Source organism: Lentzea tibetensis, assembly GCF_007845675.1.
GTDB lineage: Bacteria > Actinomycetota > Actinomycetes > Mycobacteriales > Pseudonocardiaceae > Lentzea > Lentzea tibetensis.
On the sequence record NZ_VOBR01000015.1, the window covers coordinates 1 to 17,904 of the forward strand.

The window sequence follows — 17,904 nt, forward strand, 5'->3', positions numbered from 1 at the left end:
CCAAATCCGGGAAACGCATCCCGCCCTGGCCGACCAGATCGCCGCGATCACCGAGCAGACCGAGCAGGTGCGCCGCGACACCCAGAGTCGCCGGACGAGACTTGGCTAGCTCGGAACCTCACACGCCCTGCATGGACGGCAGGGCGTCTCAGAGCCGGCCGGCACCTGGCGCACCGGAGGCCAGGCTCGAAACCTTTGTTCGCAGCGTGACCGCATCCGTGGAAGCGGATGGGGACGAGTCGTCAGGCGGATAGTGCCGGACGGACAGCGACGGTTCACTGAGGTCGTGGATCTTGATCAGTGCGCGAGGGGCCGGTGTGTCGGACGGAGACTCTCTCAAGTGCCGGCAACGTGCGCCACGACCATCCTAAGTGGACGTATCTCCAGGGTTGCGGGGTGAGCAGCAGGCCGTCGCTCCACCATGAGGTGAAGCCGGTTCTGACTGTGTCCCGGAAGCCTGACCTCACAGGCCGCGTCGGTCGATGCAACCGGAACAGGTGTGATGGCGGTACACGAGCTCACCAACAGCGAATGCTGGGACCTGCTGGACCGCGTCAGCCTAGGGCGTCTGTTGTACACCTCAGCCGGTTTGCCGGTGGCTCAGCCCGTACCGTTCATCGTGCGCAACAAAGTGATCATGGTCAGTCTTGACCAAAGCACCGCGACCAGGCTGTTGCCTGCCGGATTCGAGTTCGTCGCGTTCCAGGCCGATGACTTCGTAGACGGCGCGCAGACCGGATGCTCAGTGACGGTGTACGGCAGGGGGCAGGTGGTCTCTCACCAACGTCGCAGCATTGCCGAAGCAGCCGGATTGCCCAGCCACGACGGGAAGGCTGTCTACGCTTGTGTTGCGCCAACACAACTTTGCGGCAGCCAGCTCGATCTTCGCACCTGACCTGCCATTCGTGTGGTGTCGAAGGCGTCCGCGCAGTCCAGAACGAGGACGTTCCGAGTGAAGATCTTTTTCGCCGGCTCTGAGCTCGCGCGCGGCTGCAACGACGACCGCGAGCGCGTGCAGTTCGACGATGCGGTTCCAGTAGGTGCCATGCACCCGTCGGGTGCCTTCGTTGACCGCGTCGGAGACGATCTGCACGTGTGCCGCGAAGGTGAGGGCGGCCGGCCGAGGTGCGTCGGCCTGGACCAGGTCCGCGGGGCTGATGCCCATCCGGTCGAGCAGCAGGAGCGCGGCTTCGAGGTGTTCCTGGATGTTCAGCCGCGTGCCGGGTGTCCACGGGGAAGACCTCGCTCAGCGTCTTGTTGAGTTCTCGTGCGCTCTGGAGATCGGTGCCGAACGGCTTCTCCACCACGATCCGAGCTCCGTCCGCACGCCCGGCCGCCGCGATGCCGAGTGCGATGCGGCCGAACAGGGATGGGGGCGCCTCGAGGTAGAACAGTGCTCGCCCACCGCCCATTTCCTCGGACATGGCTTTGCAGGTGGTGTCGGCCGTGAGGTCGCCGTCGACGTACCGGAGCAGCTCGAGCAACTTCTCGACAGCCGGAGAGTGCAGGTCGAAACCGTTGTCGCGCAACGAGTCCGCCGCGTACTGCCGGAACTGGGCGAGGTCCCAGCCGCTCATCGCCACCCAGACCACGGGTACGTCGAGCATACCCCGTTCCACCAGCCCGACCAGCGCGGGAAAGGTCTCCAGCCCGGCCAGGTCACCTGTGGCACCGAAGATGGCCATCGCGCCAACCACGTCCGCTTCCATCAGCCGCTCTCCCGTCACCCATGTCGGGCTGCACGGTTCTCCGCGGCGTGATGAGCGCACATCACCTCGCCGGGGTGACCCGCCTTTCTCGTCCTCGGCAGGTGAGGCGGATGCGGCTGGTCGTGGTGATGATCGAGTCGTCCAGCGGGGAGTAGAGGAGGTCGGCCATGGCCGAGGCAGCGATCGCTGAACACGGACTGATCGGAGATCTGCAGACCGCGGCGCTGGTCAGCACGGACGGCGCGGTCGACTGGTTCTGTTGCCCGCGGTTCGACTCGCCGAGCGTCTTCGGCGCTCTGCTGGACGACGAGCGCGGCGGCCGGTTCCGGATCACGCCCGCGCGCGGCGGCTACGAGACGAAGCAGATGTACATCCCGGGCACCGCGGTCCTCATCACGCGGTTCATCACCGAAGCCGGCGTGGGCGAGGTGGTCGACTTCATGCCGCCCGCACCGGCCGAGGCCACCGACAACCACCGGCTGGTCCGGATGGTGCGCTGCGTCCGCGGCGAGGTGAGCCTGGAGATCGAGGTGGCCCCGCGGTTCGACTACGGGCGTGCCGCGCACCAGACTCAACTGACCGACCACGGCATCCTGTTCACCTCTGATGCGCTGCGACTGGTCCTGCACTCCGTGCGGGAGCCGGGTGACGAACGGCTGGCTCGGGTCCGCCTCGACGGGGACGACGTCCGGCTGTCGATCGACCTCACGGCTGGTGACGTGCGCGGTTTGGTGCTCGAGTCGGCGGCGACCGGGCCACCGCGGGAGATCCGGGTGGCCGAGTTCGAGCGGCTGTTCGACGACACCGTGGCGTGGTGGCGGTCCTGGGTCGCCCGCTCCACCTACACCGGGCGGTGGCGGGAGGTGCTGCAGCGCTCGGCCATCACGCTCAAGTTGATGACCTACGCGCCCACCGGTGGCCTGGTGGCCGCGCCGACGGCCGGCCTGCCCGAGCAGATCGGCGGGGAACGGAACTGGGACTACCGCTACACGTGGATCCGGGACGCGTCGTTCTCGGTGCACTCGTTGCTGCGCCTCGGTTTCACCGGCGAGGCACGCCAGTTCGCCGAGTGGCTGGGCAAGCGGGTCGCGGAACACGCCGGGGGAGAGGGCGGCCCGTTGCACATCATGTACCGGGTTGATGGTTCCAGTGATCTCAAGGAGGAGTCGATCGAGCACTGGTCCGGCTACCGCGGTTCGGTGCCGGTCCGAATCGGCAACGGCGCGTCCGACCAGTTGCAGCTCGACATCTACGGTGAAGCTCTCGACAGCATCTTCTTCGCCGACCAGCGGGGAATCCGGCTCGGGCACCGCGGGTGGCAGGCGGTGTGCGGCTTGCTGGACTGGCTCGCCGGGCACTGGGACATGCCGGAGGAGGGCATCTGGGAGACGCGCGGCGGGCGCAAGAACTTCACGTACGGACGGCTGATGTGCTGGGTCGCCTTCGACCGCGGCATCCGCCTCGCGGCCGCGCACGGGCGTCCCGCCGCCGTCGAGAGCTGGATCGCCGCGCGGGACGGGATCTACAACCAGATCATGGAGAACGGCTGGAGTGCGCAGCGGCATGCCTTCGTCCAGCACTACGGCAGCGAGGTGCTCGACTCGTCCTTGCTGCGCATGGCGAGTGTCGGTTTCATCGCACCGCGGGACCCGCTGTGGGTGTCCACTGTGGAGGCGATGGAGCGGGAGCTGGTCACCGACAGCCTCGTCTACCGCTACGACCCGGAAGCCTCGCCCGACGGCCTGCGCGGCAGCGAGGGCACGTTCTCCCTGTGCAGCTTCATGTACGTCGACGCGCTGGCGCGGATGGGCAGGCTCGACGACGCCCGGCTCGCGTTCGAGAAGATGCTGACCTACGCCAACCACGTCGGGCTGTTCTCCGAGGAGATCGCGCTGACCGGTGAGCAGATCGGCAACTTCCCGCAGGCCTTCACCCACCTGGCGCTCATCGACGCGGCGATCACACTCGACGACGCGCTCGATCGACCATCTGGTTCATGATCGCGCGGGAGGCCCGCGGCCTCGCCCCTGGCGGGTGACGCACGCCTCCCGTGTGCGGGCTCAGGTTCCGTTGATGACAGATTCGGCTGGTCAGACTCCCGATGTCCGGTCCACCGGAAGCCAGTTGTTCGACCTCCCACGGGCGTTCGTCATCCTGCTCAGCGCGGCTGCCGCCGTGGTGGTGCTCGCCGGGTTGCAGGCGGCGGCGTGGCTGGTGGCCCCGACCTTCCTCGCGCTCATCCTGGTGATCACGATGGCGCCGGTGGCCTCCTGGCTGCGGCGCCGGGGATGGCCGGGCTCGTTGACCACACTGGTGCTGGTCATCTGCGTGTTCGGTGGTCTGCTCGTGCTCGCGCTGGGCATTGTCGTATCGGTGGCCGCGCTGGCGACCGAGCTGCCGCGGTACACGGGCGCCGCTCACGACATGGCCGCGAAGGTGACGTCCTGGCTCGCCGGGTTCGGGGTCGGGACGGACCAGCTGCGCCAGGCGGCGGACTCGCTGGACCTGGGCAAGCTGGGTGGGCTGCTGGCGTCGCTGCTGGGGAGCATCGCGGGGCTGGCGTCGAGCTTCGTGTTCCTGTTGGCGCTGCTGCTGTTCCTCAGCGTCGAGTCCTCCGGGGTGGGGGACCGCCTGGCGTCGATCGGCGCGGACCGGCCGAGGGTGACCGCGGCGCTGGGGCGGTTCGCTCGCAACACGCGCCAGTACCTGCTGGTGACCACGGTGTTCGGGTTGATCGTCGCGGTACTCGACTCCGTCGCGCTCGCGATCATGAACGTGCCGCTGGCCGTCATCTGGGGGCTGCTGGCGTTCATCACCAACTACATCCCGAACGTCGGGTTCGTCATCGGGCTGCTGCCGCCTGCGTTGCTCGCGCTGCTGTCCGGCGGGCCGGATCTGATGGTGGCGGTCATCGTCGTCTACGGCCTGCTCAACTTCGTGCTGCAGTCGCTGGTCCAGCCACGGTTCATCGGTGACGCCGTCGGCCTGTCGGTCACCGTGACCTTCCTGGCGTTCGCGTTCTGGGCGTGGCTGCTGGGCCCGCTGGGGGCGATCCTGGCGATCCCGCTCACGTTGCTGCTGAAGGCGTTGCTGGTGGACATCGATCCGCGTGCCCGCTGGGCCGACGCACTGCTCCGCTCCTCGCCCAAGGAAGGCGACGTAGCGGAGCTGGAAGTCTTGGCGCAACAGCGGAAGACGCAGCGCCGCCGCTGGCGTCTTCGCAAGCAGGTCGAGTCCGCCGAGTCCGCCGAGCCGGTCGCGACCTGACGCCGGCGGGCGGGTTCCTCAGTCCGATGTGGACCTTCAGTCTGGTGTGGACTTCTGGGACAGGGTGGGAATCCGGCGTGCGTAGAACACGCCTGCCCGCCGATGAGCGTCAGCACGGTGAGGGCGGCTCGCAGCCCGTCGACGCGCGCCTGCGAGTTCACGTCCGCGATGTCGGCGACCACGTCGGGGGCGAGGTCTGCCTTGGCGAGCGCGTCGCGCAGCTGCTCGTCGGACAGGAAGGGCACGCCTCCGGCGAGCTCGGTGCCGGCCTGTGCTTTGACCTGCTCGGGAATCGCCGGGTTCTGGGCCACGTTGTCGAGGAACGAGGTCGTGAGCGCGGTGATGAGGATCGACCCCGCCAATGCGGTGCCGAGCGCCGCGCCGAGGTAGATGGCGGTGTTCTGCAGACCGCCCACCTCCGGGCTCTGCTCGTCCGGCACCGCGGGCACTGTCACCGCACCGAGCTGCGAGGCCAGTGCTCCGATTCCGAGTCCTGCGAGCAGCAGCGGAACGGTCACGATCCGGGCGTCGGCCTCGACGTCGATCGCGGCGAGCAGCACGACGATCCCGACGAGCATGGAGATCAGGCCCAGCCGCACCACGAGACGTGGTGACGCGGCGGGGAAGAACGGGGGATGCCGATCGCGGCGAGCAGCAGAGTGATCGACAGCGGCAGAATCCGCACCCCGGTCTCCAGCGCCGTCAGGCCCAGCGACACCGAGAGGTGCAGCGGGATGGTGAAGAACAGCCCGGCCTGGACGCGACCCAGCCCCAGTCGGCGGAGCGAAGCACGCTGAACACCGACAGGCCCAGCCCGGCCCCGGCCAGCAGGGCGCCGACGAGGTCGAACCGGACCGGGGCCTCCGCCGGGGCGTCGGCGATGCGGCGAGCGAGCAGCAGGATCCCGGCGACGAGCACGACCTCGCCCGCGAACACCCAGCGCCACGAGACGTACGTGGTCGCGAGACCTCCGATCAGCGGGCCGACGGCGATCGCGATCGCGCCCGCGCCCATGACGAGGCCGTAGGCGCGGGGTCGTTCCGCTGCCGGGTAGTTGCTGGCGACCAGCGCGACGATGGCGGGCAGGATGAGTGCGGCGCCGATTCCCTCGAGCACCGACCAGCCCAGCACGAGCACCGGCAGGTTCGGCGCGAGAGCCGTGGTGAGCGAACCGAGCCCGTAGATCACGCAGCCGATGGTGAAGGCGCGCAGCCTGCCGATCATGGAACCGATCTTGCCCCCGGACACCATCGTCATGGCCATCACGAGCGTGAGCAAGACGCCCGCCGTGGCGGGCCCCGCGCGCGTACTGGTGCTCATCGGCGCTTGAGCTCGTTCCCGTGCACCACGATCGCGTAGATCACGATGACGTCGAAGGTGATGGCCACCGAGCACCAGAGCGGGAAGGCCGCGATGAACGCGAGGTTCGCCAGCGCGCTGAGCACCGCGAAGACGACCGCGAGCACACGGGCGACCACGCTGCCGGTCCGCAGCCCGATCCCGGTGGCCACGATGATGACGCCGATGCCGAGGTGCACCCATCCCCAGACGGTGAAGTCGAGGTTGACGACGAGACCGCCTGCGTCGACGAGGTAGAACTCGTCGTCGAAGATGGCCACCAGCCCCTCGAGCACCTGCAGCCCGCCGAGGAGCATCATCATCACGCTGGCGAAGCCGACCCACTCGGTCCACTTGGTGGCCTCGCCGTGATGGCCCGACGCCGCGGAGTGGTCGATCATGGCGTTTCTCCTCGATCGGTGAAACCGTCGACGTTGCGCTGACCGGGAACCCGCGTGCTCACCCTCTGCGGGTGAGAACGCGCGGAACTGCCGCTCAGGACCCGGAACAAGACTCTGACCACGTTCACCACCCCGGTGGGTGCCAGCGCGGCGGGAGCGGCGCCTGGTGCGTCCACCGGGGTGCGGACGCGCAGCGCACCGGGCAGTGAGCGGAACCGCAGTGGTGGCGGGAGGCGGAGGGCTTCGCCGTCGACGCCGACGTCCACCAGCGGCTGCCCGGAGTCGATCTCCAGTTGCGGCGCCGTCCACTCCTCGTAGCCGCGGAACCGGCTGATCTGGCCGGCCATCTCGGCGGCGATCAGCGTCGGCACGTCGAGCGCGCTGTCCACGGTCACCGTGACGACGCCGAGCAAGCCCTCGTCCATCCGCGCACGGGTGCCGAAGCCGTTCATGCTCGTGAAGCGGTAGGCGCCATTGGACACGAGCACGACGTCGGCCGACCGCGCCGTGGAACCGTCGGGTTTGGCGAAGCGGAAGTCGGTTCGGTCGGTGCCGGGGCCGAACAGGTCGGGGAGCCGCTGCGCGGTGGTCGCGAGCTTGGCGTCGCGATACTCCTCGGACTGCACAACCGTCGCGTACACGCCGAGCGAGGCGTTGTTGACGAACACGCGGTCACCGATCAGCGCCAGGTCCACGCGCCGTTCGACCGCCGGACCGAACGCGTCCAGCGCGGCGGCGACGTTCTCGCGGTCGAGGCCGAGGTCGAGCGCGAAGTGGTTGCGCGTCCCCGCGGGCACGCAGACGAACGCGACGTCGTGCTGGCTCGCCACGTCGGCGACCAGCGCCTGGGAACCGTCGCCGCCCGCCATGCCGAGCACGTCGGCGCCGCCTGCCACCGCCTGCTCGGCGAGCGCGCGGAGGTCGTCGCCCCGCTGGAGCACGACCGGGGTGACGCCGATGCTGCGCGCCTTGTCCTCGAGGTCGAACCGGCCCACTTTTCCGCCACCGGACCATGGATTCATCAGCAGGACGCCGTGCCGGGCTGGGAGCGCGATGTGACCGCCGGTGACCGGGGCCAGGTCACGTCCGATCGCCACCCGTGCCGCCGCGGTCGAGGCGAGTACCAGCCCGACCACGACGGAGATCACCAGGAACGACCTGATCTCGGGTAGCAGGACGACCGTTACCAGTGCCACGATCGCGACCGCCGCCGCGAGGAGTCGTGCGAGCCCGCGGTTCACCAGTGCCGACCACGCCGCCGCGACCGTCGCGAAGAGCAGGATCAACGCGATCGGCAGCTCGACGGGGTGTCGCAAGAGCACCACGACGACGACCACGACGGCGCCGGCGAAGGTCAGCAGTGCCACCCCGGCCGCTGCTCTGCGGCCGGTCGATGGCGATGGGGATCGTTCGCCGTCCATCGCGCACCACCTCCTCCCTCGACGGACCACCCTGGTGCGGCGTCGGCGCGGTTGTCGTCACCCGGTCTGGATGACCTGGAGAGGCTCACCCTGAGCGGAGGATGCGGACGGAGCGGTCCGCGACCGAACCTCATACGTCCACGACCGGTCCCGGAGGTGCGCCATGAGCGACGTCGAGGTCGGCTCCAGGCCGGTCCGCCGAGTCCACTTCCACGACCCCGCCGCCCCGGTGGCGACGGTGGTGACGCCGTCGGTGTTCGTCGCGGTCCGCAACGACCTCGGGCAGCTGCTGCTCGTTCGGCGCTGTGACAGCGGCGCGTGGGAACTGCCGGGAGGACGGGTCGACGTGGGGGAGACCGCCGTCGAGGCCGCAGTGCGCGAGACCGCCGAGGAGTCCGGACTGCGGGTGCGGATCACCGGTCTGATCGGACTGTTCACCGACCCCCGCCACGTCGTCGAGTCCGCCGCGGGGGAGGAGATCCGGCAGCAGTTCGTCGTGTGCTTCCACGCCTGCGTCGTGTCGGGGAGTCCGGCCCCCGACCTGGACGAGACGTGCGACGCAGCGTGGTTCGAGCCGGAGAAGGTGGTGCTCGTGCCGCTGGAGCCCGGCGTGCGGCGGTGGATCCGCCACGCCCTGTCCGCGGCCGCCGAGCCCCATCTCGAATGACCGCCTGCCGTGTCGTGAAGCTGAGGAGGAGCCGGCGATGACCCGAGCGACAGGCGCCAAGGCGCCCGAGAAGGTGCCACTCACGCGCCATGACCGCGTGGCACAGGGGAAAGCCGCGCGCGCCGCGGTGCCGCGCGCCAGCCACGCCGAGTTCGATCCCGGTCCCGACCGGCCTGATCCGCTGTCCATGTTGGAGATGGAGGACAAGGGCCGCGTGCAGGAGCTGGTGCCGATCCGCTACGGGAGGATGGTCGCCTCGCCGTTCGCGTACTACCGCGGTGCCGCCCTGCCGATGGCGAGCGATCTGGCGCACACACCGAACAGCGGCCTGACCGTCCAGTGCTGCGGGGACGCCCACCTGTCGAACTTCGGCCTCTTCGGCTCACCCGAACGACGTCTCGTCTTCGACATCAACGACTTCGACGAAACGCTGCCGGGTCCGTGGGAGTGGGACATCAAGCGACTCGCGACCAGCATGGAGATCGCCGGCCGCAACAACGACTTCACCGCCAAGACCCGGCGCAAGATCGTGCTCGCGACCGTCGCCGCGTACCGTCGCGCGATGCGCGAGTTCGCCGACCGGTCCTCCCTCGCGGTCTGGTACGCGCACCTCGACATGGCCGACATCCGCGAGCGTCTCGACCCGAAGCTCCACAAGACTCAGCGCAAAGGCTTCGACCGGGCCGCCGCGAAGGCGCAGTCCAAGGACCACCTCGGCACGCTCAGCCGGTTCGCGGGGCTCGTGGACGGCGAACCGAGGATCATCGCGCAACCGCCGCTGGTCGTGCCCGTAGCCGAGCTGCTGGAACCGGGCACGGACGCCGCCGAGATCACCAGGCAGATGAGCGTCCTGCTCCGCAACTACCGCAGCAGCCTCGAACCGGAGCGGCGGATGCTGTTCGATCAGTACCGGTTCACCGATCTCGCCCGCAAGGTCGTCGGTGTCGGCAGCGTGGGCACCCGCTCCTGGATGATCCTCATGCTCGGCGACGACGCACGCGATCCTCTTTTCCTGCAAGCGAAAGAGGCTGGTCCGTCGGCGTTGGAGGAGTTCACGAAGCCGAGCGAGTTCGACAACGCGGGCCAGCGGGTCGTTGTGGGGCAACGGCTCATGCAGGCGGTCAGCGACATCTTCCTCGGCTGGGTACGGGTCAAGGAGGGTCTCGACGGCCGCATGCGCGACTTCTACGTGCGGCAGCTGCGCGACTGGAAGGGATCGGCGACGATCGAGACCATGCCGTCGGCGGGGATGGAGCTCTACGGTGAGCTGTGCGGCTGGACCCTCGCGCGGGCACACGCCCGCACCGGTGACCGGATCGCGATCGCCGCGTACCTCGGCGCCGGGGACGTGTTCGACCAGGCGGTCCGCGAGTTCGCCGACACCTGCGCCGACCAGAACGAGCGCGACCACGCCGCGCTGGTCAAGGCGATCGACCGCGGCCGGATGCGCGCGGCGCCCGGACTGTAGGCGTGCGCATCTCATCATCTGCGGGCGATGAGCGGGCGGCGACGGTGGGACACGGTGACGGCTGCTGGGCTCATCGGAGTTGACAGGAGTCGAACATGACAGACACACCAGCGAGTGCCACTGCGCCCGCCGGCCGCGGGAGGACCTCCGAGTACACCAAGGGCATGACCAGGTCCACCTCCGCGTGGACGGGCTGGATCGTGTTCGGCGCCGTCATGACGGTCATGGTCGGGATGTTCAACGTCATCTACGGCCTCGTCGCGCTCTTCGACGACAAGTACTACACGGTGGGCCCGCAGGGCCTGCTGGTGTTCGACCTGACCGCGTGGGGCTGGATCCACCTGATCGTCGGTGCGGCTGCCGTGATCTCCGGCATCGCGTTGCCGGGCGGGGCGGCGTGGGCCCGGATCGCCGTGGTTCTACTCGTGTCGCTCAACGCCCTCACCCAACTGGCCTTCATGTCGGCGTACCCGGCGTGGTCGATCATCGCCATCGTCCTCGACGTGATCGTGATCTGGGCCGTGATCGTGCACGGCGGGCGGGAGTGACCCGAGCTCACCGATCGCACCCGGCCCGTGGTGGTCGGTCAGGACTGCGTTGAGCACCTGGCCGATCACCACGAGCCGCGCGATGAGAGCGAGCCACACGAGAATGGCCGCCGCGACACCGAGGGTGCCGTAGAGCTGCGAGGCGCGGGCGAGCCTGCCCGGCAGGTAGAGCACGGCCACCAGGTGCAGGCCCTCGGCCCCCAGCGCGACCAGGAGACCGCCCGGACGCGCCTGGCGCCACCTCGGCGGCCACTCGACGCTCAGCATGATCGCGGCGAGCACCACGTACGTCGCCAGCACGGGAAGTCCTATCAGGGCCGCGGGCAACCCGGTGGCGGCCACCACCACCGGGCCGGTGATGTTGACGACGATGATCGCGAGCAGCACCAGGTTGTAGCGAGCGGCGCGGGCCAGCGCCGGCTTGATCCCGCGGTCGCTGCGGCTGCGCCACACCCGGTCGTGGATCCGGTCCAGCACGCGGCCGAGCGCGAGACCCGCCCACGCCATCAGCCCGAGACCCAGCGCGGCGGTGATGTAGCGGCCGCGTTCGGCCTGAGCGCCGACCTGACCGATGATGTTCACGGTCAGCGGGCTCATGCCCGCGGTCTGACTGAGCTCGTCGGCCGAGTGGCCGGTCGTGGCGGTGAAGCCGAGCACCGCGGCCAGCAGCAGGCCGCACGGCAGCAACCAGATGAACAACCGGAACGCGAGTGCTCCGGCGAGCAGCGTGCCGCCTGCCTCGACGTCCCGGCGCACGACCGCGACTCCGACGGCGACCGTTCGATTCCCTTCGGCCGCGGACATCACCCGGTGACGCAGGCGGCGGACGTGCTCACCGGCTCGGCCGGTCACGTTGGCTCATCCCCGACGGGGGAGGCAGGCGAGGCCACCCGGCCGGAAGGTGGGCCGTTGACGTCGAGTCCCGTGGGAGGTCCCCGGTGTCCGAACCCACTGTCTCCGAGCCCGTTGCATCTGCGCCTGCTGTGTCCGGGGCGTTGAGCCTGGACGAACGCGCCGAGCTGGAGCGGCTGCGCGGGGAAGTCGAGGCGCTGCGCACCGCCCGGCCCCGTGCCCGGCGGTCGATCAGCTGGAAGGCGATCCTGTCGGCGTTGCTGATCGTGCTGGGATGCGCACTGGCCCCGGTGGCGCTCGCGACCGTGTGGACGAACCGTCAGGTCGCTGACACGGATCGGTTCGTCGCCACGGTGAGCCCGCTGATCCGCGACCCGGCGGTGCAGGCGGCGCTGACCAGCCGGGTCGTCGACGCCGTGTTCACCTACGTCGACGTGCGGGCACTGGCCGACGAGGCCGTTGACGCGCTCGGCGCCCAGGGCGTGCCACCACGCGTCACCGACCGCCTGCACGAGTTCACCGTCCCGCTCGCGAACAGCGTGCGCGACTTCGTGCGGACCAAGGTCGCGGAGCTGTTCGCGAGCCAGCAGTTCGCGCAGGCGTGGGATCGGACGATCAGGGTCGCGCACGAGCAGGCGGACGCGGTGCTGTCCGGCTCCGCCTCCGCCGTGTCGATCCGGGGCGAGAAGGTGACGCTCGACCTGGCCCCGTTCATCGGTGCGGCGAAGCAGCAACTGGTCGACGCCGGCCTGACCGCCGCGAACCGCGTGCCCGACGTGCACCCCACGATCGAGATCGCCGATGCGTCGGCACTGGTGAAAGCCCAGTCCGCCTACACAACCCTCAACCGGCTCGCGACCTGGCTGCCGTGGGTCTCCATCGCGCTGATCGCCATCGGTGTCGTCCTCGCCCGCAACCGCAGGCGTGCGCTGCTCGTGTCCGGGCTCGGCTTCGCGGGCAGCATGCTCGTGCTCGGGACGGGTCTGCTGATCGCCCGTGTCGTTCTGATCGACGCCGTGCCCAACCGCTCCGCGGCCTCGACCGCGGCGTCGTACGACATCATCGTCCGGTTCCTCCGCGACGGGCTGCGCACCCTGCTCGTGCTCGGCCTGATCACCGCGCTCGGCGCGTTCCTCACCGGACCTTCGGCCACCGCCGTGCGGATCCGCCACGCCGGGGCCGGTGCACTGGCCTGGTTGCGCGGCCTGTCCGGCCTGCGCGCCGGGCGTCTCGGCACCTGGGTGCACACCTACCGCGGCGTACTGCGCGGTGCGGCACTCGGCCTGGCCGTGCTCGTGCTCGTCTTCCTCGACCAGCCGACCGGCCTCGCCGTGCTGATGGTCGCGGTGTTGCTCGCCGTCTTCCTGGCGGTGATCCAGTTCCTCGATCAGCCGGCGACCGCTGCTCCAACTCCCGGTCCCACCGGCTGACCCGTGCACTACGACCTGATCGTCACCGACGCGTCGAGGGGGCACCCGGCCATGGTTGTCGGACCTCGTGGCCCGAGTCCTCGCGTGTTCCGGGTGAGGTGTGGAGCGTGCCGAACATGAACGCCGAACCGTCGCACGACGAACCCGACATCGACGTGGTGCTGCACAGTCAGGGTTACCTCGCCCTGCTGCTCACCGCGGCGCTGATCGGAATCCCGTTGTCCTTCCTCGTGTTCGCCTTCCTGGCCGCGGTGCACTGGCTCGAGCACCTCATGTGGGACACCCTTCCGACGAGCCTGGGTCTCGAGCCGCTCCCGGCGTGGTGGCCGATCGCCACCATCGGCCTGGCGGGGGTGCTCGTCGCGCTCGCGGTCACCCACCTTCCCGGTCGGGGTGGCCACGTGCCCGCCGAGGGCCTGGATGCGAGCGCGACGCCAACCAGCCATGTTCCCGGGACCATGCTCGCCGCCACCGCGGGCTGGGTGCTCGGCGCCGTGGTCGGCCCAGAGGCACCGTTGTTCGCGATGGGCAGCGGCCTGGCGCTGCTCGCGGCGAAGTGGGTGAAGGCGGGAGGTGACGCGCGTTCGACGACCGTGATCGCCGCATCGGGCTCGGCGGCGGCGGTCTCCGCGGTCTTCGGCAACCCGCTCGTCGCGGTCATCATGTTCCTCGAGGTGGCCGGGCTGGCTCGGCGTCAGACGATGCAGCTCGTCCTGCCATGTCTGGTGTCCAGCGGGGTCGGCGCGCTCGTGTTCACCGGGCTCGGGAAGTGGACGGGCCTCGAGATCGACGCGTTGTCCATCCCCGACCTCGAGCCCGCCCGTCTCGAGATCGCCGACGTGGCGTGGGCGTTCCCCGTGGCGGCCGTCGTTGCCGTGACGACCTGGGCCATCTTCGCGGTGGGACGGAGAACCGCTCGCCTGGCGGCGTCCCGAACCATGGTGATCACGGTCGCCGCCGGCCTGCTGGCCGGGTGCAGTGCGGCCCTCTACGCCGTGATCACCGATCACTCGCCCGCGGACGTCGCGCTGTCCGGGCAGGCCACGCTGCCGACGCTCGCCACTCAGCCTGGCCAGTGGTCGGCGGGAGCGCTCGTGGCGTTGCTGGTGTGCAAGGGCCTCGCCTACGCCGTGTGCCTGGGGACGTTCCGCGGCGGCCCGGTGTTCCCGGCCGTGTTCCTCGGCGCGGCCTTCGGTCTGCTCGCGAGCACGTGGTTGCCGGGAATCGAGACCGTTCCCGGACTGGCCATCGGCATGGCGGCCGGCGCCGCCGTGACCCGCCTGCCTGTCACGAGCATCGTGCTCGTGGTGCTTCTGCTGGGTGATGCCGCGAGGAGCCAGATCCCGGTCGTGATCCTGGCGGCGGTGACCGCACTGGTCGTCGGCGAGATGCTCTCGGGCCGGCGGACCGCTAGCGGGAGCGGGCGAGCCGTGTCGCGCTCTTCGCCGAACCTGCCGTCAACGAGCCGATGGCCGCCCCGAGCACCAGGTTGAGGCAGGCGGTGGCGAGCTTGGCCGCGACGGTCTCCCCGCTCGCGAACGGTGCCAGCACGGCGATGATGGTCGCCAGTGCGATGGCCCACGAGAAGAATCGCATCGGACGTGGCGTGGAGATGAGCAGTACGTGCACGAGTCCGGTCGCCGCCAGAGCGGCGGTTGCCGCGCCGAAGGCGTACCACGCGGTGCTGGCATCCCCCCACGCGCCGGAACCCTTGGGCGCGAGAATCGGTACGTCGAACAGACCGCGTGCGATCAGGATTCCGGCGACGGCGATGAGCGCGGCGACGAGGGCGGTGGCCGCACCCCCGGCCCACAGCCTGCCTGCGTCGACTGCGCGAGGCGCGGAAGGCGTCTGCGCTCGCTGGTACTCCGCCATAGCCGTCTCCTGACGTGAGTAGCTCACTTCCGGTGGGAGCAGGTCGGGATCTGATTTCTCCTGTCCTGCTCGCGGGTTTCTGCCCTGGCGTCATCGACGATCGTGCTGCCGTGTCGACCTCGAGTGAGGCTTCCCGATCGCCGGCCGCCGGGAATCACCCGGCGGGGATGAGCCGTTGGCGGCAATGGGCTACCCGGCGCACCGGGGCCGAGTCATCCCTGTTGGGTGAGTCCCATCCGACTCGGACCGAACAGACTGCGGTCTCTCAGGTCGACGAGGGTGGTGTGGCAATGGTGCGAGCAAGGCAGGACCTCGAGCCGACAGTCGCCGCGAGCCTGGGGTCATCGCTGGGCTGATTCCCGAGCTCACGATCGAACGTGATCGCCGGCGGCCTCTCGGGCTCATCCGGTTCGGGTGATTCGTGACGATCGTCGCGCTGCCACGCTGCACGGGCTCCTAGCGGGAGGTGCGACATCGTGGTCGATGCTGAGCGGAAGCGTCTGCACGAGGCGGACGCGGGTGGTGTCCCATGGCGGCGGTTCGGTCCTTACCTCAGTGAACGGCAGTGGGGAACGGTCCGCGAGGACTACAGCGGTGGGGACGCCTGGTCGTCCTTCCCGCACGGCCACGCTCGTTCCAGGGCCTACCGGTGGGGAGAGGACGGGCTGGCCGGTGTCAGCGACGACCGGCAGCGGCTGTGTCTGGCGCTGGGCTTGTGGAACGGCGTCGATCCGATCCTCAAGGAGCGGTTGTTCGGGTTGACGAACCAGGAGGGCAACCACGGCGAGGACGTGAAGGAGTGCTACTTCTACCTCGACGCCACCCCGACGTCGTCGTACCTGAAGATGCTCTACAAGTACCCGCAGGCCGAGTTCCCGTACGCGGACCTCGTTGCCGTGAACCACGAGCGGGGCAAGCAGGACCCCGAGTACGAGCTGGTACCGCCGGCTGCTGGAGGTGGCCGGCGACCGCGGTGTGCGCAGCGGCACGTGGTCGCTGCTCGAACCCGAGGGCTGGCCCGACAACCAGACCTGTCGCAACCTGCTCGCCTGGTCGTGGTCCGCGGCCGACGGAGCCCGCCACGTCGTCGTCGTGAACTTCTCCTCCGAACCGGGCCAGGCACGCATCCCGTTCGGGTGGCCCGACCTGTCCGGCCACTCATGGCGCCTCACCGACCTCCTCGAGGGAACCGTGTTCGAGCGCGACGGTGACGACCTGGTCCTGCCCGGCCTGTACGTCTCCCTCGAGCCGTGGCAGTTCCACGTCCTGTCCGTGCGTTGATCCAAGGAGCAGCCATGTGCCGTTGGCTCGCATACTCCGGTTCGCCAGTCCTCCTTGAGGAACTTCTCTACAAGCCCACGAACTCACTGGTCATCCAGAGCAAGCACTCCCGCCTCGGCGTGGAAACCACCAACGGTGACGGGTTCGGCGTCGGGTGGTACGGAGGTGGACAGACCCCCGGGTTGTTCCTCAGCACCGAGCCCGCCTGGAACGACCGCAACCTGCGAGAACTCTCCGCCCAGGTCGCGGCCGGCCGGGTCTTCGCCCACATCCGCGCGTCCACCGGCTCCGCGGTCCAGCAGACGAACTGCCACCCCTTCCGGCACGGCCGATGGCTGTGGATGCACAACGGGGTCATCGCGGACTTCGCGGCCGTGCGGCGCGACCTCACCCTCGCGATCGACCCCGTGCTCTTCCCCGGGATCGAGGGTTCGACGGACTCCGAGATCCTCTTCTACCTCGCGCTGAGCTTCGGCCTGTCCGAGGATCCGCCCTCCGCGGTGGCTCGGGCGGTCGGATTCGTCGAGGAAACGGGCAGGCGCCACGGTGTCGCGCACCCGATCCAGATGACCGTCGCGACGACCGACGGCGAGGTCACCTGGGCGTTCCGCTACTCCAGCATCGGCCGGTCGCGCTCCCTGTTCCACAGCACCGACGTCTCGACACTGCGCCGTCAGTATCCGGACAACGCCGTGCTGCACGACCTTTCCGCCGACACGCGGCTCGTGGTGTCCGAACCGTTGGGGGATCTGGAGGGCGCATGGCGGGAGGTACCCGAGTCCTCCTGCGTCGTCGTGCTCAAAGGCGTCGAGGAACTGCGCCCGTTCGCACCTGTGGTCTCCTGACGAGGTCGGCAAGGGACGGCAACGCGGCCGCCACCCGAGCTCAGGCGGTACAGGTTGTCCAGGGTGGAGCGGTCCTCCTGACGACGGCGCTGACCGCGGTCTGCCTCTACCCGGACTGGCCGCCCGCGGGTTGACGAGACCGTCGTGGCGTTGATCGAGCGTATGGCGCCGGAGAACACCACCTGGGGTTACCGCCGTATCCAAGGTGAGCTGCTCGAGCTCGGCCACCGGACAGCCGCGTCAACCGTCCTCCGTGTACTCAAGCGTCTGCATCTACCGCCCTCGCTGAGTGCATCATCGCGGCGGACTTCATCCACATCGACACCGTGCTCGGCAAACGTCTGTACGCGTTGGTGTTTCTCGAACAGGGCACCAGGCGCCTGCACATCACTGGCGTGACCGCGCGTCCGACGCGGGACTGGACTGTGCAGCAGGCGAGACACCGGGAAGCGTTGGAGGCGGCGATCGAGGTGGCACGTCCGGACCGAGTTCGGTGGCCACGGCGTTGGCCGCACCACGCACGAGGACCTTCACGTCTCCAACAAGGGCCGGGCTGGCCGTGGCCTGAAGCTCCGGCCGGGGCTGACCCTCGCGCTCGAACCCTGGTTCGCGCGTACGACCGATCGGATCGTTTACGACGCCGACGGCTGGACCATCCGGTCGGCCGACGGCTCACGCACGGCCCACTCCGAGCACACGGTCGCCATCACCGAGGACGTCACTTGGTGCTCACCCGGCGTGAACCGGAGGACCGGGTCGGGTGTTGTCCGCGTCTTGGTCCAGAGGGTTGCGCGGTGGAGGC

At 69.4% G+C, this 17,904-nt stretch carries 15 protein-coding genes and 3 pseudogenes; 12 read left to right on the forward strand and 6 right to left on the reverse strand.

Features of this window, described 5'->3' with window-relative positions; genetic code table 11:
* Nucleotides 1-502 precede the first annotated feature (502 nt).
* Nucleotides 503-895 carry a pyridoxamine 5'-phosphate oxidase family protein gene (locus FKR81_RS23095; protein WP_146354287.1) on the forward strand — a complete coding sequence of 131 codons (393 nt, stop codon included), beginning with the start codon at nt 503-505 and terminating at the stop codon, nt 893-895.
* A gap of 397 nt (nt 896-1,292) precedes the next feature.
* Here FKR81_RS23095 and FKR81_RS23100 read toward each other — a convergent pair.
* A pseudogene (locus FKR81_RS23100) lies at nt 1,293-1,709 on the reverse strand (glucose-6-phosphate dehydrogenase); the annotation flags it as partial.
* 167 nt (nt 1,710-1,876) lie between these two features.
* On the opposite strand from FKR81_RS23100, the gene FKR81_RS23105 reads away from it, so the two are divergent.
* The 3 genes from FKR81_RS23105 to FKR81_RS45100 all read left to right on the forward strand — a co-directional run bounded on the left by FKR81_RS23105 (nt 1,877) and on the right by FKR81_RS45100 (nt 5,590).
* The gene (locus FKR81_RS23105; RefSeq protein ID WP_146354289.1) at nt 1,877-3,709 is read left to right on the forward strand and encodes a glycoside hydrolase family 15 protein; all 1,833 of its coding nucleotides are present in this window, start codon (nt 1,877-1,879) and stop codon (nt 3,707-3,709) included.
* 73 nt (nt 3,710-3,782) lie between these two features.
* Nucleotides 3,783-4,976, forward strand: coding sequence for an AI-2E family transporter (locus FKR81_RS23110; RefSeq protein WP_146354291.1), 1,194 nt, complete (start codon nt 3,783-3,785; stop codon nt 4,974-4,976).
* Between the two features lie 44 nt (nt 4,977-5,020).
* Nucleotides 5,021-5,590 carry a hypothetical protein gene (locus tag FKR81_RS45100; RefSeq protein ID WP_235921712.1) on the forward strand — a complete coding sequence of 190 codons (570 nt, stop codon included), beginning with the start codon at nt 5,021-5,023 and terminating at the stop codon, nt 5,588-5,590.
* A gap of 88 nt (nt 5,591-5,678) precedes the next feature.
* Here the strand turns inward: FKR81_RS45100 and FKR81_RS45105 are convergent, their stop codons facing one another.
* The 3 genes from FKR81_RS45105 to FKR81_RS23125 are packed head-to-tail and all read right to left on the reverse strand — an operon-like array spanning nt 5,679 to nt 8,082.
* Nucleotides 5,679-6,296 (reverse strand): MFS transporter, encoded by a 618-nt coding sequence (locus FKR81_RS45105; protein WP_235921713.1) that lies wholly within the window; start codon nt 6,294-6,296, stop codon nt 5,679-5,681.
* The gene (locus tag FKR81_RS23120) at nt 6,293-6,715 is read right to left on the reverse strand and encodes a DUF7144 family membrane protein (RefSeq protein WP_146354293.1); all 423 of its coding nucleotides are present in this window, start codon (nt 6,713-6,715) and stop codon (nt 6,293-6,295) included. The genes FKR81_RS45105 and FKR81_RS23120 overlap by 4 nt, the downstream gene beginning before the upstream one ends.
* On the reverse strand, nt 6,712-8,082 hold the full coding sequence (locus tag FKR81_RS23125) for a diacylglycerol/lipid kinase family protein (RefSeq protein WP_235921714.1): 1,371 nt from the start codon (nt 8,080-8,082) through the stop codon (nt 6,712-6,714). Before FKR81_RS23125 ends, FKR81_RS23120 begins: the two co-directional genes overlap by 4 nt.
* 217 nt (nt 8,083-8,299) lie before the next feature.
* Between FKR81_RS23125 and FKR81_RS23130 the strand changes: the two genes are divergently transcribed.
* The 3 genes from FKR81_RS23130 (at nt 8,300) to FKR81_RS23140 (ending at nt 10,819) form a co-directional block, all read left to right on the forward strand.
* Nucleotides 8,300-8,803 carry an NUDIX domain-containing protein gene (locus FKR81_RS23130; RefSeq protein WP_146354297.1) on the forward strand — a complete coding sequence of 168 codons (504 nt, stop codon included), beginning with the start codon at nt 8,300-8,302 and terminating at the stop codon, nt 8,801-8,803.
* A gap of 37 nt (nt 8,804-8,840) precedes the next feature.
* Nucleotides 8,841-10,271, forward strand: a complete 1,431-nt coding sequence (locus FKR81_RS23135) for a DUF2252 domain-containing protein (RefSeq protein ID WP_146354299.1) — start codon at nt 8,841-8,843, stop codon at nt 10,269-10,271.
* Nucleotides 10,272-10,366: 95 nt separating this feature from the next.
* On the forward strand, nt 10,367-10,819 hold the full coding sequence (locus FKR81_RS23140) for a DUF7144 family membrane protein (protein WP_407936543.1): 453 nt from the start codon (nt 10,367-10,369) through the stop codon (nt 10,817-10,819).
* A gap of 45 nt (nt 10,820-10,864) precedes the next feature.
* Here the strand turns inward: FKR81_RS23140 and FKR81_RS45110 are convergent.
* Nucleotides 10,865-11,623: pseudogene (locus tag FKR81_RS45110) on the reverse strand (YhjD/YihY/BrkB family envelope integrity protein); the annotation flags it as partial.
* A 134-nt stretch (nt 11,624-11,757) separates the two neighbouring features.
* Between FKR81_RS45110 and FKR81_RS23150 the strand changes: the two are divergent.
* Entirely contained in the window at nt 11,758-13,101 is a 1,344-nt protein-coding gene (locus FKR81_RS23150; RefSeq protein WP_235921715.1) for a hypothetical protein, read from the forward strand.
* 116 nt (nt 13,102-13,217) lie between these two features.
* The gene (locus FKR81_RS23155) at nt 13,218-14,594 is read left to right on the forward strand and encodes a chloride channel protein (protein WP_235921735.1); all 1,377 of its coding nucleotides are present in this window, start codon (nt 13,218-13,220) and stop codon (nt 14,592-14,594) included.
* On the opposite strand, the gene FKR81_RS23160 is transcribed toward FKR81_RS23155, so the two are convergent.
* On the reverse strand, nt 14,512-14,976 hold the full coding sequence (locus FKR81_RS23160; RefSeq protein ID WP_146354306.1) for a DUF6069 family protein: 465 nt from the start codon (nt 14,974-14,976) through the stop codon (nt 14,512-14,514). The genes FKR81_RS23155 and FKR81_RS23160 overlap by 83 nt on opposite strands.
* A 957-nt stretch (nt 14,977-15,933) precedes the next feature.
* Here FKR81_RS23160 and FKR81_RS23170 point away from each other — a divergent pair.
* From FKR81_RS23170 to FKR81_RS23185, 3 genes and pseudogenes are all read left to right on the forward strand, one after another.
* A complete protein-coding gene (locus FKR81_RS23170; protein WP_146354308.1) occupies nt 15,934-16,257 on the forward strand; it encodes a hypothetical protein in 324 nt (107 codons plus the stop codon).
* A gap of 14 nt (nt 16,258-16,271) precedes the next feature.
* Nucleotides 16,272-17,102 (forward strand): class II glutamine amidotransferase, encoded by an 831-nt coding sequence (locus FKR81_RS23175; RefSeq protein WP_146354310.1) that lies wholly within the window; start codon nt 16,272-16,274, stop codon nt 17,100-17,102.
* A gap of 477 nt (nt 17,103-17,579) precedes the next feature.
* Nucleotides 17,580-17,854, forward strand: a pseudogene (locus FKR81_RS23185) (M24 family metallopeptidase); the annotation flags it as partial.
* Nucleotides 17,855-17,904 lie beyond the last annotated feature (50 nt).